This window comes from Actinomadura miaoliensis (genome assembly GCF_039536785.1).
Taxonomy (GTDB): Bacteria; Actinomycetota; Actinomycetes; order Streptosporangiales; family Streptosporangiaceae; genus Spirillospora; species Spirillospora miaoliensis.
In genome coordinates, this window is the sequence record NZ_BAAAZG010000038.1 from 51,974 (window position 1) to 68,515 (window position 16,542).

The 16,542-nt window shown below is 73.1% G+C and carries 16 protein-coding genes; 12 read left to right on the forward strand and 4 right to left on the reverse strand.

Annotated features, from left to right (window positions below):
• Positions 1 to 66: 66 nt before the first annotated feature.
• From ABD811_RS25085 to ABD811_RS25125, 9 genes are all read left to right on the forward strand, one after another.
• On the forward strand, positions 67 to 753 hold the full coding sequence (locus ABD811_RS25085; protein WP_344952372.1) for an ArsR/SmtB family transcription factor: 687 nt from the start codon (positions 67 to 69) through the stop codon (positions 751 to 753).
• Complete coding sequence (locus ABD811_RS25090) at positions 750 to 1,802, forward strand: chorismate-binding protein (protein WP_344952374.1); 1,053 nt, start codon at positions 750 to 752, stop codon at positions 1,800 to 1,802. The genes ABD811_RS25085 and ABD811_RS25090 overlap by 4 nt, the downstream gene beginning before the upstream one ends.
• A complete protein-coding gene (locus ABD811_RS25095) occupies positions 1,777 to 2,589 on the forward strand; it encodes an aminotransferase class IV (protein WP_344952376.1) in 813 nt (270 codons plus the stop codon). The genes ABD811_RS25090 and ABD811_RS25095 overlap by 26 nt, the downstream gene beginning before the upstream one ends.
• A 67-nt stretch (positions 2,590 to 2,656) precedes the next feature.
• Positions 2,657 to 4,066: an extracellular solute-binding protein gene (locus ABD811_RS25100; protein WP_344952378.1), complete on the forward strand. Its 1,410-nt coding sequence runs from the start codon at positions 2,657 to 2,659 to the stop codon at positions 4,064 to 4,066.
• The gene (locus ABD811_RS25105) at positions 4,038 to 4,994 is read left to right on the forward strand and encodes a carbohydrate ABC transporter permease (protein ID WP_344952380.1); all 957 of its coding nucleotides are present in this window, start codon (positions 4,038 to 4,040) and stop codon (positions 4,992 to 4,994) included. The genes ABD811_RS25100 and ABD811_RS25105 overlap by 29 nt, the downstream gene beginning before the upstream one ends.
• Entirely contained in the window at positions 4,991 to 5,812 is an 822-nt protein-coding gene (locus ABD811_RS25110; RefSeq protein ID WP_344952382.1) for a carbohydrate ABC transporter permease, read from the forward strand. The genes ABD811_RS25105 and ABD811_RS25110 overlap by 4 nt, the downstream gene beginning before the upstream one ends.
• Entirely contained in the window at positions 5,812 to 6,921 is a 1,110-nt protein-coding gene (locus ABD811_RS25115) for an ABC transporter ATP-binding protein (protein ID WP_344952384.1), read from the forward strand. The genes ABD811_RS25110 and ABD811_RS25115 overlap by 1 nt, the downstream gene beginning before the upstream one ends.
• Positions 6,918 to 8,144 carry a CehA/McbA family metallohydrolase gene (locus ABD811_RS25120; protein WP_344952386.1) on the forward strand — a complete coding sequence of 409 codons (1,227 nt, stop codon included), beginning with the start codon at positions 6,918 to 6,920 and terminating at the stop codon, positions 8,142 to 8,144. The genes ABD811_RS25115 and ABD811_RS25120 overlap by 4 nt, the downstream gene beginning before the upstream one ends.
• The gene (locus ABD811_RS25125) at positions 8,135 to 10,894 is read left to right on the forward strand and encodes a glycoside hydrolase family 38 N-terminal domain-containing protein (RefSeq protein ID WP_344952388.1); all 2,760 of its coding nucleotides are present in this window, start codon (positions 8,135 to 8,137) and stop codon (positions 10,892 to 10,894) included. The genes ABD811_RS25120 and ABD811_RS25125 overlap by 10 nt, the downstream gene beginning before the upstream one ends.
• Here ABD811_RS25125 and ppgK read toward each other — a convergent pair.
• The 3 genes from ppgK to ABD811_RS25140 all read right to left on the reverse strand — a co-directional run bounded on the left by ppgK (position 10,879) and on the right by ABD811_RS25140 (position 12,912).
• The gene (gene ppgK, locus ABD811_RS25130; RefSeq protein WP_344952389.1) at positions 10,879 to 11,709 is read right to left on the reverse strand and encodes a polyphosphate--glucose phosphotransferase; all 831 of its coding nucleotides are present in this window, start codon (positions 11,707 to 11,709) and stop codon (positions 10,879 to 10,881) included. The two genes, ABD811_RS25125 and ppgK, sit on opposite strands and share 16 nt — an antisense overlap.
• A gap of 99 nt (positions 11,710 to 11,808) precedes the next feature.
• Positions 11,809 to 12,126 (reverse strand): DMT family transporter, encoded by a 318-nt coding sequence (locus ABD811_RS25135; RefSeq protein ID WP_344952391.1) that lies wholly within the window; start codon positions 12,124 to 12,126, stop codon positions 11,809 to 11,811.
• A 36-nt stretch (positions 12,127 to 12,162) separates the two neighbouring features.
• Complete coding sequence (locus tag ABD811_RS25140; RefSeq protein WP_344952393.1) at positions 12,163 to 12,912, reverse strand: SDR family NAD(P)-dependent oxidoreductase; 750 nt, start codon at positions 12,910 to 12,912, stop codon at positions 12,163 to 12,165.
• Between the two features lie 145 nt (positions 12,913 to 13,057).
• Here ABD811_RS25140 and ABD811_RS25145 point away from each other — a divergent pair, with 145 nt between their 5' ends.
• Together ABD811_RS25145 and sthA are read left to right on the forward strand one after the other, a co-directional pair.
• Positions 13,058 to 13,726, forward strand: a complete 669-nt coding sequence (locus ABD811_RS25145) for a TetR/AcrR family transcriptional regulator (protein WP_344952395.1) — start codon at positions 13,058 to 13,060, stop codon at positions 13,724 to 13,726.
• 97 nt (positions 13,727 to 13,823) lie between these two features.
• Positions 13,824 to 15,227: a Si-specific NAD(P)(+) transhydrogenase gene (gene sthA, locus ABD811_RS25150; protein WP_344952397.1), complete on the forward strand. Its 1,404-nt coding sequence runs from the start codon at positions 13,824 to 13,826 to the stop codon at positions 15,225 to 15,227.
• Positions 15,228 to 15,231: 4 nt separating this feature from the next.
• Here sthA and ABD811_RS25155 read toward each other — a convergent pair whose 3' ends face one another.
• Positions 15,232 to 15,654, reverse strand: a complete 423-nt coding sequence (locus ABD811_RS25155) for an SsgA family sporulation/cell division regulator (protein ID WP_285493991.1) — start codon at positions 15,652 to 15,654, stop codon at positions 15,232 to 15,234.
• A 316-nt stretch (positions 15,655 to 15,970) separates the two neighbouring features.
• On the opposite strand from ABD811_RS25155, the gene ABD811_RS25160 reads away from it, so the two are divergent.
• Complete coding sequence (locus ABD811_RS25160; RefSeq protein ID WP_344952400.1) at positions 15,971 to 16,417, forward strand: PGPGW domain-containing protein; 447 nt, start codon at positions 15,971 to 15,973, stop codon at positions 16,415 to 16,417.
• The last annotated feature ends 125 nt before the right edge of the window (positions 16,418 to 16,542 follow it).

The window sequence follows — 16,542 nt, forward strand, 5'->3', positions numbered from 1 at the left end:
GATTACGTCGGAACGCCCGGCGACGCTTCGACCTGCGTGGAAGCGTGGTGGGCATAGCGTGGGGACATGTCCGTTTACGACAGCGACATCGCGCCGGTCGCGGCGCTGCTGGCCGACCGAGGGCGCGCGGCGATGCTGACGGCCCTGCTGGACGGGAGGCCGCTGGCGGCGGGGGAGCTGGCGCGGGTGGCGGGAGTCAGCGCGCAGACCGCCAGCGCGCACCTGGCCAGGCTGCTGGACGGCGGCCTGGTGACGGTGGTCAAGCAGGGCAGGCACCGGTACTACCGGCTGAGCGGGGCCGACGTCGCACAGGTGGTGGAGGCCCTGAGCCGGATCAGCCCGCCCCTCGAGGCCAGGAGCCTCAACCAGTCCAGGGACGCGCGGCGCCTGCACACGGCGAGGTCGTGCTACGACCATCTGGCGGGGGTGGCCGGGGTGGCGTTGTTCGCCTCCCTCATGGACGGCGGCCTGATCGAGGGCGACGGCGTCTACGAGGTCACCGCCAAGGGGGACGAACGCCTGGGGCTTGTGGGGCTGGACGTCGCCGAGCTCAGGAAGGGGCGCAGGAAGTTCGCCGGGCACTGCCTGGACTGGACGGAGCGGCGCCCGCACCTGAACGGGGCCCTGGGGGCGGCGCTGCTGGCGCGGATGATCGAGCTGGGCTGGTTCGAACGGGGCCGGACGCGGCGTGCGCTGGAGATCACCCGGCAGGGGCGCGGCGGGCTGGCGGACGTGTTCGGGTGCGTCCTGTGAAAGACGCGTTCGCGCACGTGGGCGGCATGCTGGCCAGCGGGCTCCGGGACGTGACCAGTGATCCGTACGCGCTGGAGTCGCACGGGTGGTGGGCGGTCGTCGTCACCTACGAGGGGAAGGTGACGTGCGCGCGGTTCGACACCGTGCGGCCCGCGCCCCATCCGGAGGGGACCTGGGAGGGCGTACGGGGGTGGGTTTCGTCGATGGACGAGGACGCCTACGTGCGCGGGGTGCAGACGATCCGCGAGGCCATCGCCGACGGTGTCGTCTACCAGGCGAACCTGTGCCGGGTCCTGTCGGCGCCGCTGCCGGCGGACGCCGACATCGCGGGGCTGGGAACGCGGCTGGCCAGGGGCAACCCGGCCCCGTACGCGATGACGCTCAGGGTGCCGGGGCTCCAGGTGGCCAGCGCGTCGCCGGAGCTCTACCTGTCCAGGGACGGGCGTGTCGTCGAGTCGCGGCCGATCAAGGGCACCGGGCGCACGGAGGACGATCTGCTGCCCAAGGACCGGGCCGAGAACGTCATGATCGTCGATCTGGTCCGCAACGACCTGGGCCGGGTGGCGGAGACCGGCAGCGTGACCGTCCCGGAGCTGTGCGCCGTCGAAGAACATCCGGGGCTGGTGCACCTGGTGTCGACGGTGCGGGCCCGGCTGGCGCCGGGGCGGGGGTGGCCGGAGTTGCTGAAGGCCACGTTTCCTCCCGGTTCGGTGACGGGCGCGCCCAAGTCGAGTGCGTTGAGCTTGCTGGATGCGCTCGAACCCGTGCCGCGCGGCCCGTACTGTGGGGCCGTCGGCTGGGTGGACGCGGACTCCCGGCGTGGAGCCCTCGCGGTGGGCATCCGGACCTTCTGGGCGGAGGACGGGCATCTGCGTTTCGGCACCGGGGCGGGCATCACGTGGGAGTCCGATCCACGACGTGAATGGCAGGAGACCGAGCTGAAGGCGGCTCGGCTGTTGGAGGTGGCTTCCGGTGTCCGCGGAGCGAGCGACAGGCCAGGCGAACGAGCAGGCGAAGGTCTGGGTGAACGGGGAACTGCTCGAACCTGAGCGGGCGCGCCTGTCGGTCTTCGACCACGGCGTGCTGGTCGGGGACGGGGTGTTCGAGACGGTCAAGGCGACCAGGGGTGAGCCGTTCGCGCTGACCCGGCACCTGCGGCGGCTGGCCCGTTCGGCGGCCGGGCTGGGCCTGCCCGAGCCCGACCAGGACGTGCTCGCGCAGGCCACGCTGGAGGTGCTCAACGCCGCGCCGAAGTGGCCGCTGGCGCGGGTCCGCATCACCTACACCAGCGGGCCGGGGCCGCTGGGGTCCGACCGCGGCGGCCAGGGGGCCACCGCGGTGGTGGCCGTCGCGCAGCAGACGCCGTTCCCGGCGACCGCGGACGTCACGGTGGTGCCGTGGCCGCGCAACGAGCGGGGCGCCCTGTCCGGGCTCAAGACCACCTCGTACGCGGAGAACGCGATGGCCCTGGCGTACGCCAAGGAACGCGGCGGCGGTGAGGCGATCTTCGGCAACATCGCCGGGAACCTGTGCGAGGGCACCGGCACGAACATCTTCCTGGTGCGCGGCGGGCGGCTGCTCACCCCGCCGCTGTCGGCGGGGTGCCTGGCGGGGGTGACGCGGGCGCTGGTGCTCGAGTGGCACGGCGCCGAGGAGGAGGACGTCCCGCTGGAGGACCTGTACCGGGCCGAGGAGGCGTTCCTGGTCTCCACCACCCGCGACGTGCAGCCGATCCGCGCCGTGGACGGCACCGCGCTGCCCGCCGCGCCGGGCCCGATCACCGCGAAGGTTCAGGAGGTGTTCGCGGCGCGCAGCGCCGAGCTCATGGATCCGTGACGCCGCGGACCCTTTACGTGATCGAAATCATGGGTCACGTTAACGGTGACGCTCACAGGAGGTCACCGTGGACTTCTCCAGACGGCGGATAGGAGCGCTGGCCGCGTTCGCCCTGCTCGCGGGCGCGGCCGGCGCGGGCTGCGGCGGCGGGACGTCGAGCGACCCCGACCGGGGCGCGGACGCCAAGAGCTTCACCCTGACGATCACCCGCAACGCCATCGAGGGCGGCAAGAACACCGAAGAGGCCGAGTGGATCACCAGGACGGTGATCCCGCGGTTCGTGGCGGCGCAGAAGGCGCGGGGCGTCACCGCCAAGGTGACCTTCCGCGGGTACGGCGTGGACGACGAGCCGTACAAGACCAAGATGGCCCTGGACCTCAAGGCGCGGTCCGGGGCCGACCTGATCGACCTGGACGGCATCTGGGTCGGCGAGTTCGCCCAGGCCGGGTACATCAGGCCGCTGGCCGAGGTGGTGGGCGGCAGGGCCGACTCCTGGGACGGCTGGAGCGCGATCCCCGGCGCGGTGCAGCGCCTGGCGTCGTTCGACGGCCGGCGCTACGGCATCCCCGCGGCCACCGACGGGCGGCTGCTGTTCTACAACAGGAAGCTGTTCGCGCGCGCCGGGCTGCCCGCGGACTGGCAGCCGAAGAGCTGGGCGGACATCCTCACCGCCGCGCGGGCGCTGAAGAGGCTGCCCGGCGTGACACCGGTCCAGCTGAACGCCGGGACCGCCATGGGCGAGGCCACCACCATGCAGGGGGTGCTGCCGCTGCTGGCCGGGGCGGGCGCGGAGATCTACGCGGACGGCCGGTGGACCGGCGGCGGGCAGGCGTTGCGGCAGGTCCTCGGGCTGTACTCGACGATCTACCGGGAGGGCCTGGGCGACCCCCGGCTCCAGCAGGAGGCCAAGGGACGCGACAAGGCGTTCGCCGAGTTCGCCGCCGGGCGGATCGGCATCATCGCCGAGGGCGACTACCTGTGGCGCGACGTCCTCAACCCACGGACCGGCATCGCGAAGATGAAGGACCGCGACGAGGCCGTCGGGTGGGCGATGTTCCCGGCCGTGGCGCCGGGACGCGGCGTGCGCGGCCAGTCGTTCGTCAGCATGTCGGGCGGCTCGGTCACCGTACTGAACCCCAGCACGAAGTACCCGCAGCAGGCCTTCGAGTTGCTGGCGTTCATGAACTCGCCGGAGATGCACAGGGCGCGCACCGCGGGCACCCCGGAGATCACCGCGCGGACCGATGTCAACGCCGAGATCCTGCGCGGCGACCCGCTGCTGAAGTTCATCGCCGACAAAATCCTGCCGATCACCTCCTACCGGCCCGGCAGCGCGGTGTATCCGCAGGTGTCGACGGCGTTGCAGGAGGCGACGGCCGCCGTGGTCTCCGGTGAGTCGCCGGACCGGGCCGCCGCCGGGTACGCCAGGAAACTGGAGGGGATCGTCGGTGGCTCCGGCGGCATCGCCCCTCGCTGACACGGCCCGCACCGGCCACGGCGACGACGCCGCCGGCCTGGGCCGCGGGCGGGCGGCGGCGTTCACGGCGCCCGCGCTGGTGCTGGTCGCGGTGTTCCTGGTCTTCCCGGCGCTGTGGACGCTGTACCTCGGCGTGACCGACTACCGCCTGACCGGCGTCGCCGCCAGCGAGCCGAGGTTCGTCGGTATCGGCAACTACACCGGCGCGGTCGGCGACGAGCGGTTCCACCGGTCGCTGTGGCTGACGCTGCAGTTCGTCGTGGGCTCGGCGGTGATCGGGCAGACCGTGCTCGGCTTCGCCGTCGCGTGGGTGCTGCGCGAGCGGACCGGTGTCCTCCGGCGGCTGGTGGAGGGTGTCATCCTGCTGGCCTGGATCCTGCCCGGCTCGGTGATCGCGTTCCTGTGGATCGCGCTGCTGGACCGCGACGGCGGCACCCTCAACGCGCTGCTGGGCACGCCCGGCACCGCCTGGCTGCTGGACCATCCGATGGCCTGCGTCATCGTGTTCAACATCTGGCGCGGCACGGCGTTCTCGATGATGCTGTACGGCGCGGCACTGGGGAACGTGCCGCCGTCCCACCTGGAGACGGCGCGGCTGGCGGGGGCGTCCACCTGGCAGACGCTGCGGGACGCGGTGCTCCCGCGCGTGCGCGGCCATCTGCTCACCGGGCTGCTGCTGGTCAGCCTGTGGACGTTCAACGACTTCACCCCGTTCCTGATCACCGCGGGCGGGCCCGACGGCCGCTCGGAGATCATGTCGGTGTACGTCTACCGGACCGCCCTCGGCGACGGGCGGCTCGGTTTCGGCGCCGCCGTCTCCCTGGTCATGCTGCTGATCAACCTGGTGATCGCGCTGGTGTACCTGCGGACGCTGCGCGGCGGGGAAGGCGCCGGCCGGGAACGGGCCGGCCGGGTGGGGGCGCCATGACCGCATGGGACGTGCTCCGCCGGATCGGCCTGCTGACGTTCCTGTCCCTGGTGCTGGGCTTCTTCTCGCTGCCGCTGCTGTGGCTGGCGTTCGCGCCGTTCGACGCCGAGCCGCAGATCAACGCCTCGCTGCCGGAGTTCACCCTGCGCAACTTCCGGGTGCTGCTGGACAACCCGTACGCGCTGGCGTCGCTGCGCAACTCGGCGCTGCTGGCCGCGGGCACCGCCGCCGTGGTCGTCACCTGCGCGGCGCTGGCGGCCTACACGCTGAGCCGGGTGCGGGTGCCCGGCCGGGACGCCCTGCTGTACGTGCTGCTCCTGCTGTCGTCGATCATCACCGGCACGGCGGCGATGGTGCCGATCTTCCTGCTGGCCTTCGAGCTGAACCTGATCGACTCGCGGCTGGGGGTGATCCTGGTGCTCAGCGGCGGCCTGCTGCCCGCGGCGATCTTCATTCTCAAGGACTTCACCGACGCCACGCCCGCCTCCTACGAGGAGGCGGCGCGGGTGTTCGGCGCCTCCCCGCTGCGGGTCCTGCGGGACGTGGTGGTCCCGGTGATCAGGCCCGGCCTGGCCACCGTCGCGGTGTGGACGGTGGCGCAGGTGTGGGGCGACTTCCTCATGCCGTTCCTGCTGCTGAGAAACCCGGACAAGGCCCCCGCGTCGGTGATCATGTACACCTTCTACACCGAGGGCGGCCAGCCCGACCTGGCCCTGATCTCGACGTTCTCGCTGCTGTACGCGGTGCCGGTGGTGGTGATGTTCCTGTTCGTCAGCCGCCGGTACGGGTTCCGCTTCCACGGAGGGATCAAGCGCTGATGGCCGCCATCACCATGCGCGCGCTGACCAAGGTGTTCCCCGGCGGGGTCCGCGCGCTGGACGCCCTGGACCTGGCCGTCGCCGACGGTGAGTTCTTCGCGCTGCTCGGCCCGTCCGGCTGCGGCAAGACCACGCTGCTGCGCACGGTCGCGGGGCTGGAGTCCGCCACGTCCGGGACCGTCCGCATCGGCGACCGCGACGTGACGCGGCTGCCGCCGGGCCGCCGCGACGTGGGCATGGTCTTCCAGGACTACGCCCTCTTCCCGCACATGACCGTCACCGACAACATCGCCTACCCGATGCGCGTCAAGAAGGTCCCCCGGGAGCAACGGCACGCGGCCGCGGCCGACGTCGCCGCCGCCCTCGGACTGGACGGGCTGCTGGCGCGGCGGCCGGGGGAGCTGTCGGGCGGGCAGCAGCAGCGGGTGGCGCTGGCGCGGGCGATGGCGGCCCGGCCCCGCGTGTTCCTGCTGGACGAGCCGCTGTCCAACCTGGACGCCCGGCTGCGTCTGGAGGCCCGCACGTTCCTCAGGAAACTCCAGGGAGAGCTGGGCGTCACCACCGTGTTCGTCACCCACGATCAGGCGGAGGCGCTGGCGATGGCCGACCGGATCGCGGTCATGGAGGCGGGCCGGATCCGGCAGATCGGCACGCCGTCCGAGGTGTTCTGCCGCCCGGCCAACCTGTTCGTCGCCTCGTTCATCGGCTCGACCCCCATGAACCTGCTGGACGCCCGGGTGCGCGGGGAACGGGTCGTCGCCGCCGGCGCCACGCTGCCGCTGCCGGACGAGGCGCGCGGCCGCGTCACCGACGAGGAGCCGGTCGTCTACGGGGTACGCCCCGAATACCTGGACTACTCCGGGACGCCGGTGGACGGCGCGTTCTGCGGGCAGGTGGCGGTCGTGGAGAACCTGGGCGTCGCGTCCCTGGTCACGCTCGACGTGGCCGGGACGCTCGTGCACGTCGTCGTCGGGGAGGGGCACGAGCCACGGCCCGGCGGCCGGGGCTGGGCCGTGCCCCGCCCCGGCCGCGTCCTGCTGTACCGCGACGGCGAGCTGGTGAACGAGCGCACCGCCGCCGACCCCGCGACGAGACCGGCGGCGACATGACGGCGACGGCCCGGTTCCGGGGACGGTGGACGCTCGAAGACCGGCTGGAGGCCGCCCTGCGCGAGCTGCCGGTGGAGGTGCCGCCCGGCACGGCCTCCCTCACGGTCACGCTGGCGTACGAGGGCGGCGTCATCGATCTGGGCTGCCACGGCCCGGCGGGGTTTCGCGGCTGGTCGGGCGGGGCGCGCCGCGAGTTCGTGATCGGGCCGGACTGGGCGACGCCCGGCTACCTTCCGGGCGAGCCGGAACCGGGCGTCTGGCACGTGTGGCTCGGCCTGCACCGCGTGCCGCCCGAGGGAGTCCCGTATGAGGTCGTCGTCGTCACGTCCGGCACCCCGCCGCCCGATCCGCCCGATCCGCCCGATCCGTCCCCGCCGGGCGACCCCGGCCCGCCGCAACGGCCGCCGCGTCGCCGTGATCTGCCCGCGCCCGCCGGAACGCGCTGGCTGGCCGGAGACCTGCACGCCCACACCCACCACAGCGACGGCACGCTCACCGTCCCCGAGCTGGCGTGCCGTGCCGCCGCCCTGGGGCTGGACTTCCTGGCCGTCACCGACCACAACACCGTCAGCCACCACGCCGAGCTGCCCGGCGCCGCCGCGCGTGCGGGGATCACGCTGCTGCCCGGTCAGGAGGTCACGACCGACCGCGGCCACGCCAACGTCTTCGGCGACACCGGCTGGGTCGACTTCCGGCGCCCGCCCGCCGACTGGGTCGCGTTCGCGGCCGGACACGGCGGGCTGGTCTCGATCAACCATCCGCTCAGCGGCGACTGCGCCTGGCTGCGGCCCCTGCCGCCCGCGTCGCGGCCGCGCCTGGCGGAGATCTGGCACTCGTCGTGGTGGGACCGCCGCTGGGGCGCCCCCCTGGCCTGGGCGGACCTGTGGCGACCGGACGTCGTCCCGGTCGGCGGCAGCGACTTCCACTCCCCGGCGCAGCACCAGGTCCTCGGGGAGCCCACCACCTGGGTGCTCGCCGGAGACGACGGCGTACTCGGCGCCCTGGCCGCCGGACGCACCGCGGTGTCGGCGTCGCCCGGCGCGCCCCTGCTGCTGCGCGTCGACGACGACCTGATCGCCGTCGACGCGGACGGCACCGTGCTCGTCCGCCCGGACGGGACGCGCACGGTCGTCCGCGGCGACCGCGTCCGGCTGCCCGCCCGCACCGGCGGAACGCACCGCCTGGAGTCGTACGAGAACGAGGTGATCGCCCTATGCGGCTGAACCCCCAGGACGCCGGCGCCGAGGTGGTCGTCGTCCCGCACACCCACTGGGACCGCGAGTGGTACCTGCCGTTCCAGCGCTTCCGGCTCCGCCTGGTCGCGCTGCTGGACGAGGTCGTCGACCGGATGGAACGCGACCCGCGCCAGTGCTTCACGCTGGACGGCCAGATGGCCGCCGTGGACGACTACCTGGAGGTCCGCCCCGCGCACCGCGACAGGATCGCCGCGCTGGTGCGCGCGGGACGCCTGGCCGTCGGCCCCTGGCAGATCCTGCACGACGAGTTCCTGTGCTCGGGCGAGAACATCGTCCGCAACCTGGAACTCGGCCTGCGCCGCGCCGAGGAGCTCGGCGGCGCGATGATGGTCGGCTACCTGCCCGACCAGTTCGGTCATTGCGCGCAGACACCGCAGATCCTGCGCGGGGCCGGTATCACGCGGGCGTGCGTGTGGCGGGGCGTCCCGGCGCGGGTGCGGTCCCACGCGTTCGCGTGGGAGGCGCCGGACGGCACGGCCGTCCGCACCGAGTACCTGCCGGAGGGCGGCTACGGCAACGCCGCCGGGATGTTCGAGGACGCCACGCTGTTCGGCGAGCCCGGCCTGCTGCCCGGCCGCGTCGCCGGCTTCGCCGACCGCATGCGCCGGTGGCGCCGCGACGGCGGTCCGCTGCTGGCGATGTACGGATCCGACCACACCGCCCCCGCCGCCGACCTCGCCGACCAGATCGAGGCCGCGGAACTGCCGATGCGGCTCGACACCCTCGCCGGATACCTGGCCGCCCAGGACGACTCGACCCGCGACCTGCCGCGCGTGCGCGGAGAACTGCGCTCGCACGCGCGCGCCAACATCCTGCCAGGGGTGATCTCGGCGCGGGCGCACCTCAAACAGGCCATGGGACGCGCCGAACGCCTCGTCGAACGCTACGCCGAGCCCCTGGCCGCGCTCTGGTACGCCGGGGACGCCGAACGCTTCCTGGCCATGGCCTGGCGGCGGCTGATCGAGGTGAGCTGCCACGACTCGGTGACCGGCTGCGGCAGCGACGAGACCGCCGAGCAGGTCGCCGCCCGCATGGCCGAGGCCGAGCAGATCGGCCGTGCCGTCTGCGACATGGTGACGGCGGAACTGGCCGCGTCCGTTCCGGTCGGCGGGCACCTGGTGTTCAACCCGTCCCCGGCGCGCCGTGCGGGCGTGGTCGTGCTGGACGTCCCGGTGCCCGATGGCGCATCGGGCGATCTCGTGCTGCGGGACGCGTCCGGCCGGGTGTGGCCCGCGCAGACGCTGGAGGCCGCGCCGACGGTGCTGGACGACGCCGTCCACCCGGCCGGAGACCTGCCGATGGTGCTCAACCGGGTGTTCGGGCGGGTGCTGTTCGGGCAGGAGATCACCGGCTGGTCGGTGTCGCCGGCCGAGCGGACGCTCACGTTCCAGGTGGCGCGCCGTTCGGAGACGCCGTTCGACATCGCCGACGTCCGCGAGGCGCTGCGGGACGCGGACGGGCAGTGGCGCGTGCGTGTCCTGGCCGCGCCCCGCCGCACCGTCGCCGCGGTGGTGGAGGCGCCGCCGCTCGGCCACGTCTCCGTCGCCGCCGCCGCCGGCTCGGCCTCTGTCGGCCGGCCCGTGCGCGTCGACGGCGCGGTGCTCGACAACGGGCTGCTGCGGGTGGACGTGTCGGACGACGGCACCTTCGCCATGCGCACACCTGACGACGACGTCATCGACGGCCTCGGACGCGTCGTGGACGGCGGCGACCTCGGCGACACCTACAACCACGCCCCGCCCCGGCACGACCACGTGGTGGACACGCCCGTCGCGACGCGCGTCCGCCCGGTGTGCGACGGCCCGATCGTCGGCGCGGTCGACGTCGAACGGACCTACCGCTGGCCGCGCTCCGGCGACCCCGCCGCCGACGCCCGCCGCGTCGGCGAGCCGGAGGACGTGACCGTCACGACCCGCGTGGAGCTGCGCACCGGCGAGCCGTTCGTACGGCTGCGGATCTCGTTCGACAACCGCTGCGACGACCATCGCGTGCGCCTGCACCTGCCGCTGCCCCGCCGGGCCGGCGCGTCGTTCGCCGAGGGGCAGTTCGCGGTCGTCGAACGCGGGACGACCTCGGAGGGCGGCTGCGGCGAACGGCCCGTGCCGACCTTCCCCGCGTCCGGCTTCGTGGCGGCCGGCGGGCTCGCCGTCCTGCTGGAGCACGTCACCGAGTACGAACTCGTGGGGGAGCGGCCGCAGACGCGGGAGCTGGCGCTGACGCTGCTGCGCTGCGTCGGCTACCTGTCCCGCGACCACAACGCCTACCGGGACCAGCCCGCCGGGCCCCAGCTCGCCACACCGCGCGCCCAGTGCCGAGGTGAACGCACCGTCGAGATGGCGATCATGCCGTACGCGGGGGAGCGGCCCGGCCCTGACGTGACGGCCGCCGCCGAGACCTACCGGCACGACCTGCTCACCGCCGCCGGTTACGGCCCCGAGGCCGCGCCGCTGCCCGAGCCGCGCACCGGTATCGAGGTCGAGGGGGAGGGCGTCGCGCTGACCAGTGTGCGGCGACGCGGCGACGGCTGGACCGAGCTGCGCCTCGTCGCCCTGCAACCGGCGCCCACGACGGCCGTCGTCCGCGGCGCGTTCGGTGAGGCGACACGCGCCGACCTGCGGGGACGCCCCGGGGAGGCGCTCCCCGTCGACGGCGGCGCGGTGTCCCTGCCGCTACGTCCCTGGGAGATCGCCACCCTGCGGGTTCACGACGCCGCGTGATCGTCCCGGGCGGCCTGCCGGGCGGTGTGGAAGGCCGCGGGCTGGTCGATCTGGAGGCCGCGGTGGCGCACCGCGGCCGCGCCGTCCGCGGCCGCCATCGCCGCACCGACGATCCCGGCGTTGTTCACCAGGGCGGCGGGGACGATCGGCGCCCGTACCCCCTTGAGCAGCGGAACGAACTTGTCGGACTTCTTCGACACCCCGCCGCCCAGCACGATCAGCGACGGGGAGATCAACGCCTCCAGATGGCGCAGGTACCGCGACAGCCGGTGGGCCCACTTCTCCCAGCTCAGCCCCTCCTCGTCGCGGACCCGGGCGGACGCCCGCGCCTCGGCCTCCCTGCCGTTGATCTCCAGATGACCGAACTCGGTGTTGGGCACGAGCACGCCCTCGGTGAACAGCGCGCTGCCGATCCCGGTGCCGAGCGTCAGCACCACCACCGTGCCGTCCGCGCCGCGCCCGGCGCCGTGCCGCATCTCGGCGATGCCCGCGGCGTCGGCGTCGTTGACCACCGTCACGTCGCGTCCGGTCGCCGTGGCGAACAGGTCCCGCGCGTTCAGGCCCAGCCACTTCTTGGACACGTTGGCCGCCGACAGCGTCACCCCGTCGATCACCACGCCGGGGAACGTGACGCCGACCGGGCCCGTCCACCCGAAATGGTCGACGATCTCGGCCAGCACCCGCGCGACCGGCTCCGGTTCGGCCGGTTGCGGGGTGTCGACGCGCAGCCGTTCGGCGGCGAGCACGCCCCGGTCGAGATCGACGGGAGCGCCCTTGATGCCGGAGCCCCCGATGTCGATGCCCAGCAGTTCCATGCCCATTGCCCCTGCCCCGCTCCCGTGCGTCAACCGACCGTCTGCTGACAGCATGCCCAGGCCCGACCGGGTTAAAGGATCACCCTTGGCGTGTTTCGCTCAGCCGTCGACGGCCCGCAGGCCGATGACTCCGACGAGGATCAGCGCCAGGAACGCCAGGCGCGGCAGGCTGACGCTCTCGCCCAGCGCGACGATGCCGGCGACCGCGACGCCGAACGCGCCGAGGCCCACCCACACCGCGTAGGCGGTGCCGACCGGCAGTTCCCGCAGCGCCAGCGACAGCACGACGACGCTGAGCAGGCTCACCGGCAGCGCCACCAGGCTCGGCCCCAGCCGGGTCAGGCCGTCCGACTGCTTGAGCGCGGTCGCCCAGACCAGTTCCATCGCCGCCGCCACGACCAGCAGCAACCAGGCCACGAAAGCTCCTCCTTCGGAAAGGTTCGCCGGATGGGATCAGGCCGCGTAGCCGCCGTCGACGGCGATCGACGCGCCCGTCACGTAGTCGCCGCCGGGCCCGGCCAGGTGCGCCACCATCGCGGCGATCTCCTCCGGACGGCCGTACCGGCCGAGCGCGCTGAAACCGCGTTCGAACTCCGCGTCGGGGGAGTCGGCGGGGTTCATCTCGGTGTCGGTCGACCCGGGATGCACCACGTTGGCGGTGATGCCGCGCGGCCCCAGGTCGCGGGCCAGCCCCTTGGTGAGCCCGACCAGCGCCGCCTTGCTCGTCGCGTACAGCGTCCAGCCCGGGTACGGCACCCGCTCGGCCATGCTGCTGCCGATGCTGATGATCCGCCCGCCCGGTCCCAGGTGGCGGGCGGCGGCCTGCGCGGCCGCGAACGCGGCGCGCACGTGGATCGCCAGGGTCCGGTCCACCTGCTCGGCCGACACCTCCTCCAGCGGGCCGTACGGGGCGATGCCGGCGTTGTTGACCAGCACGTCCAGCCGGCCGAACGCCTCGGCCGCCCGGTCGACCGCCGCCGCCACCGCCGGCGGGTCGGCGGCGTCGGCGGCGTCGGCGGCGATGGCCAGGCCCCGGCGTCCCTCGGCCTCGATCCGGGCCACCACCTCACGGGCCCGGTCGGCCGCCCGCACGTACGTGATCGCCACGTCCGCGCCCTCGCGGGCCAGGCGCAGCGCGATCGCCGCGCCGATGCCCCGGCCGCCGCCCGTCACCAGCGCGGCCCGTCCCGTCAGCTCCGGCATGTCGTGCCTCCCCTCCGGTTAACCGGAGATTTCTCCGGTTAACTCGCCGCCACCATATCCGGAGGACTCTCCGCTTACAACCCGGAAACCGGAGGGCCTTCCGGTAATCTCCGAGGGACACCGCAGGCGCGGAGGAGGAAGCCCGGTGAGCGAGGCCGACACCCGGGGACAAGGCGGCGCACCGCCGTCCGCCCGTCGCGCGCTGCCCCTGCTCGGCCCCGACGCGGAACGCGCGCCGCGCGGCGGGCGAGCCGAGCGCGCCGACGCGGCGCAGAACCGCCGCAGGATCCTCGCCGCCGCCGCCGACCTGATCGCCACGCGCGGGGTCGAGACCCTGTCGATGGACGAGGTGGCGCGCGTGGCGGGCGTCGGGGTCGGCACCGTCTACCGGCGCTTCCGCGACCGCGCCGGGCTGCTCTACGCGGTCCTCGACGACCGCGAACGCGACTTCCAGACCGCCTTCCTGCAGGGTCCGCCGCCGCTCGGCCCCGGCGCCGACCCCCTCGACCGCGTCCGGGCCTTCCTGCACGCCCTGGCCGACCGCACCGAGGACCAGATGGACCTGCTGCTCATGGCCGAGTCCGACTCGCCCGACGCGCGGTTCAACGACGGCTCCTACGAGCTGTACCGGATGCACCTGGAGACGCTGATCGCGCGCATCCGCCCGTCCGCCGACGCCGCCTACGTCGCCGACGCCCTGCTCGCCCCACTGGCCGCCAACCTGTTCCGGCACCAGCGCCGCACCCGGGGCATGAGCCTCGAACGCGTCAAGGCGGGCCTGGACGACCTGGTCGCGGGCCTGACCGCGTCCTGAACCGCCTCCGGTCCATCCACGACATCGCACGAAACGATCAGAATCGTCCCGGCTAAGGGCTTATGGGCCGCCCCGGCGTCCCGTCACACTGGGGGCCGTGAGCGATTTCGATCTGCTGGTGCTCGGCTCCGGACCCGGGGGACAGCGCGCCGCGATCGCCGCGGCCAAGCTGGGCCGGCGGGTGGCGATCGTCGACCGGCGCACCATGCTCGGCGGCGTGTGCATCAACACCGGGACGATCCCCTCCAAAACCCTCCGCGAAGCGGTCCTCTACCTCACCGGGCTCAACCAGCGCGAGCTGTACGGGCAGAGCTACCGGGTCAAGGAGGACATCACGGTCGCCGACCTCGGCATGCGGACCCAGCACGTCATCGGCCGCGAGGTCGACGTGATCCGCAGCCAGCTGGCGCGCAACCACGTCACCGTCCTGTCCGGCACGGGCCGCTTCCTCGACCCCCACACCGTCGGGGTGAGCGACGGCGACGGCCGCGAGCACAAGGTCACCGCCGACAGGATCGTCATCGCCACGGGCACCCGTCCCGCCCGCCCCGACAGCGTCGAGTTCGACGACCGCACCGTGATCGACTCCGACGGCATCCTCAGCCTGGAGCGCATTCCCGAGACCATGGTCGTGGTCGGCGCCGGGGTGATCGGCATCGAGTACGCCTCGATGTTCGCCGCGCTCGGCACCAAGGTCACCGTGGTGGAGCGGCGCGAGCGGATGCTGGAGTTCTGCGACCTGGAGATCGTCGAGGCGCTCAAGTACCACCTGCGCGACCTGGCCGTGACGTTCCGCTTCCGCGAGAGCGTCGCCTCGGTGGAGCGCCGCCGGGACGGCGCCATCACCGTGCTGGAGAGCGGCAAGCGGATCCCCGCCGACACCGTGATGTACTCGGCGGGCCGGCACGGCATGACGGGCGACCTCGACCTGGCGGCCGCCGGGCTGACCGCCGACGCGCGCGGCCGCATCACGGTGGACGGCGACTACCGCACCGAGGTCCCGCACATCTACGCCGTCGGCGACGTGATCGGATTCCCCTCGCTGGCCGCCACGTCCATGGAACAGGGACGGCTGGCCGCGCACCACGCCTGCGGCGAACCGGTGTCCGGGCTGGACGAGCTGCAGCCCATCGGGATCTACACCGTCCCGGAGATCAGCTTCGTCGGCCGCACCGAGGACGAGCTGACCGAGGCCAAGGTGCCGTTCGAGGTGGGGATCTCCCGCTACCGGGAACTGGCTCGCGGCCAGATCATCGGGGACTCCTACGGGATGCTCAAGCTGCTGGTCTCGCCCGAGGACCGGTCGCTGCTGGGGGTGCACGTCTTCGGTACGGGGGCCACCGAGCTGGTGCACATCGGACAGACCGTCATGGGCTGCGGGGGAACCGTGGACTACCTGGTCAACGCGGTGTTCAACTATCCGACGCTGGCCGAGTCCTACAAGGTGGCGGCGCTGGACGCCATGAACAAGATGCGGCACATCGCCCGGCTGAGCCAGTGACCGGTCACGACGACCACAGCAGGTTCTCCAGCTCGGCGTCGATGTCGATGAACTCCGGCTCCCGTCCCGCCGGGACCACCTTGTAGGTGCGGTGGAGGAAGTCGGCCAAAGGGGACAGGGGCACCAGGAACCGCGCGTTTCCGAAAGGCGAGGACAGCGCCAGGTTCAGCGTGCCGTCGTCCTCGTCCGGCCCGGCGGGCCACACCTCCACGTCGCCGTCGCCCGCCCGCCGCACGATGCCCACCGTCAGCAGCTCCCGAGCGAAGATCCATTCCACCGGCTCGCCGTCGCCGACATGGAAGGCCATGCGGATGGCGTACGGGTCGTCGGCCGCGTACTCCAGCCCGGCCAGCAGGGGCACGGTCGTGCGGTCGGGGACGACGAGTCGGAGGCCCAGCTCGGCCGAGACGGTGGTACTGCTGTTCATGGCCATTCCTTCGGACGTCGGTCCCGCTCGCACGCGGGCGTTCCCGGTCGGAGTTCACTCCACCCACGGACATCCCCGCGATCTATGACGCGTAACTGAGTGAGCGCGGGGGAACATTCCGTTCCCGCAGCCGCGTGTGACTCACCTCACGCTCCGTGACCAAGCCCCTGACCTGGGCAAAAACGGATCATGGAGCCCCCGGGCGCGGTGGCCGGACGGTGTCGGCGCGGATCTGCGACGATGGAGGACGCGTTAATGATTGCCGAATTGGGTTCTGCGGGCCGAGACGACCGTCATTGTGTCCTAGGGTAATAAGATGGCAATTAACCAGGAAAAGGACGTCCCACCCCCGCCTGTGGAGGGGGTGGAGGAGAAGCCGGGGGGCTTCGTGCGGTTCCGGGCGTTCATCCGCCGCAACCCGCTGCTCCACACCACGTGGCGCATCGGGGTCTTCACCGTCGGCGCCACGGTCCTTCTCGGGGGCCTGGTGATGATGGTGACCCCCGGACCGGGCATCCTGGGCATCGTCGTCGGCCTGGCCATCCTGGCCACCGAGTTCGCCTGGGCCCAGCGTGCCCTGCACCACGCCCGCCAGGCCGCCGAGCGCGCCAAGGAGAAGGCGCTCGACCCCCGCACCAAACGCCGCAACACCATCCTGGCGGTCATCGGCGGCATCCTCGCCGGCGCGGCCGTGATCGCCTACCTGACGGTCTACGGCTTCAACCTCCCCTGGAACGTCAAAGACCTGACCCCCTGGCAGTAACCCCCCCAGCGTCCGCCCGACCCCGCTCACCCCCTTCTCTCCACCCGGGCCAGCTCCACCTGGCGCCCACCCCGCGCCCTCAGCCCCCTCACGCCGAGCCTCCATTCCGGCCCGTGCTCGCGGAC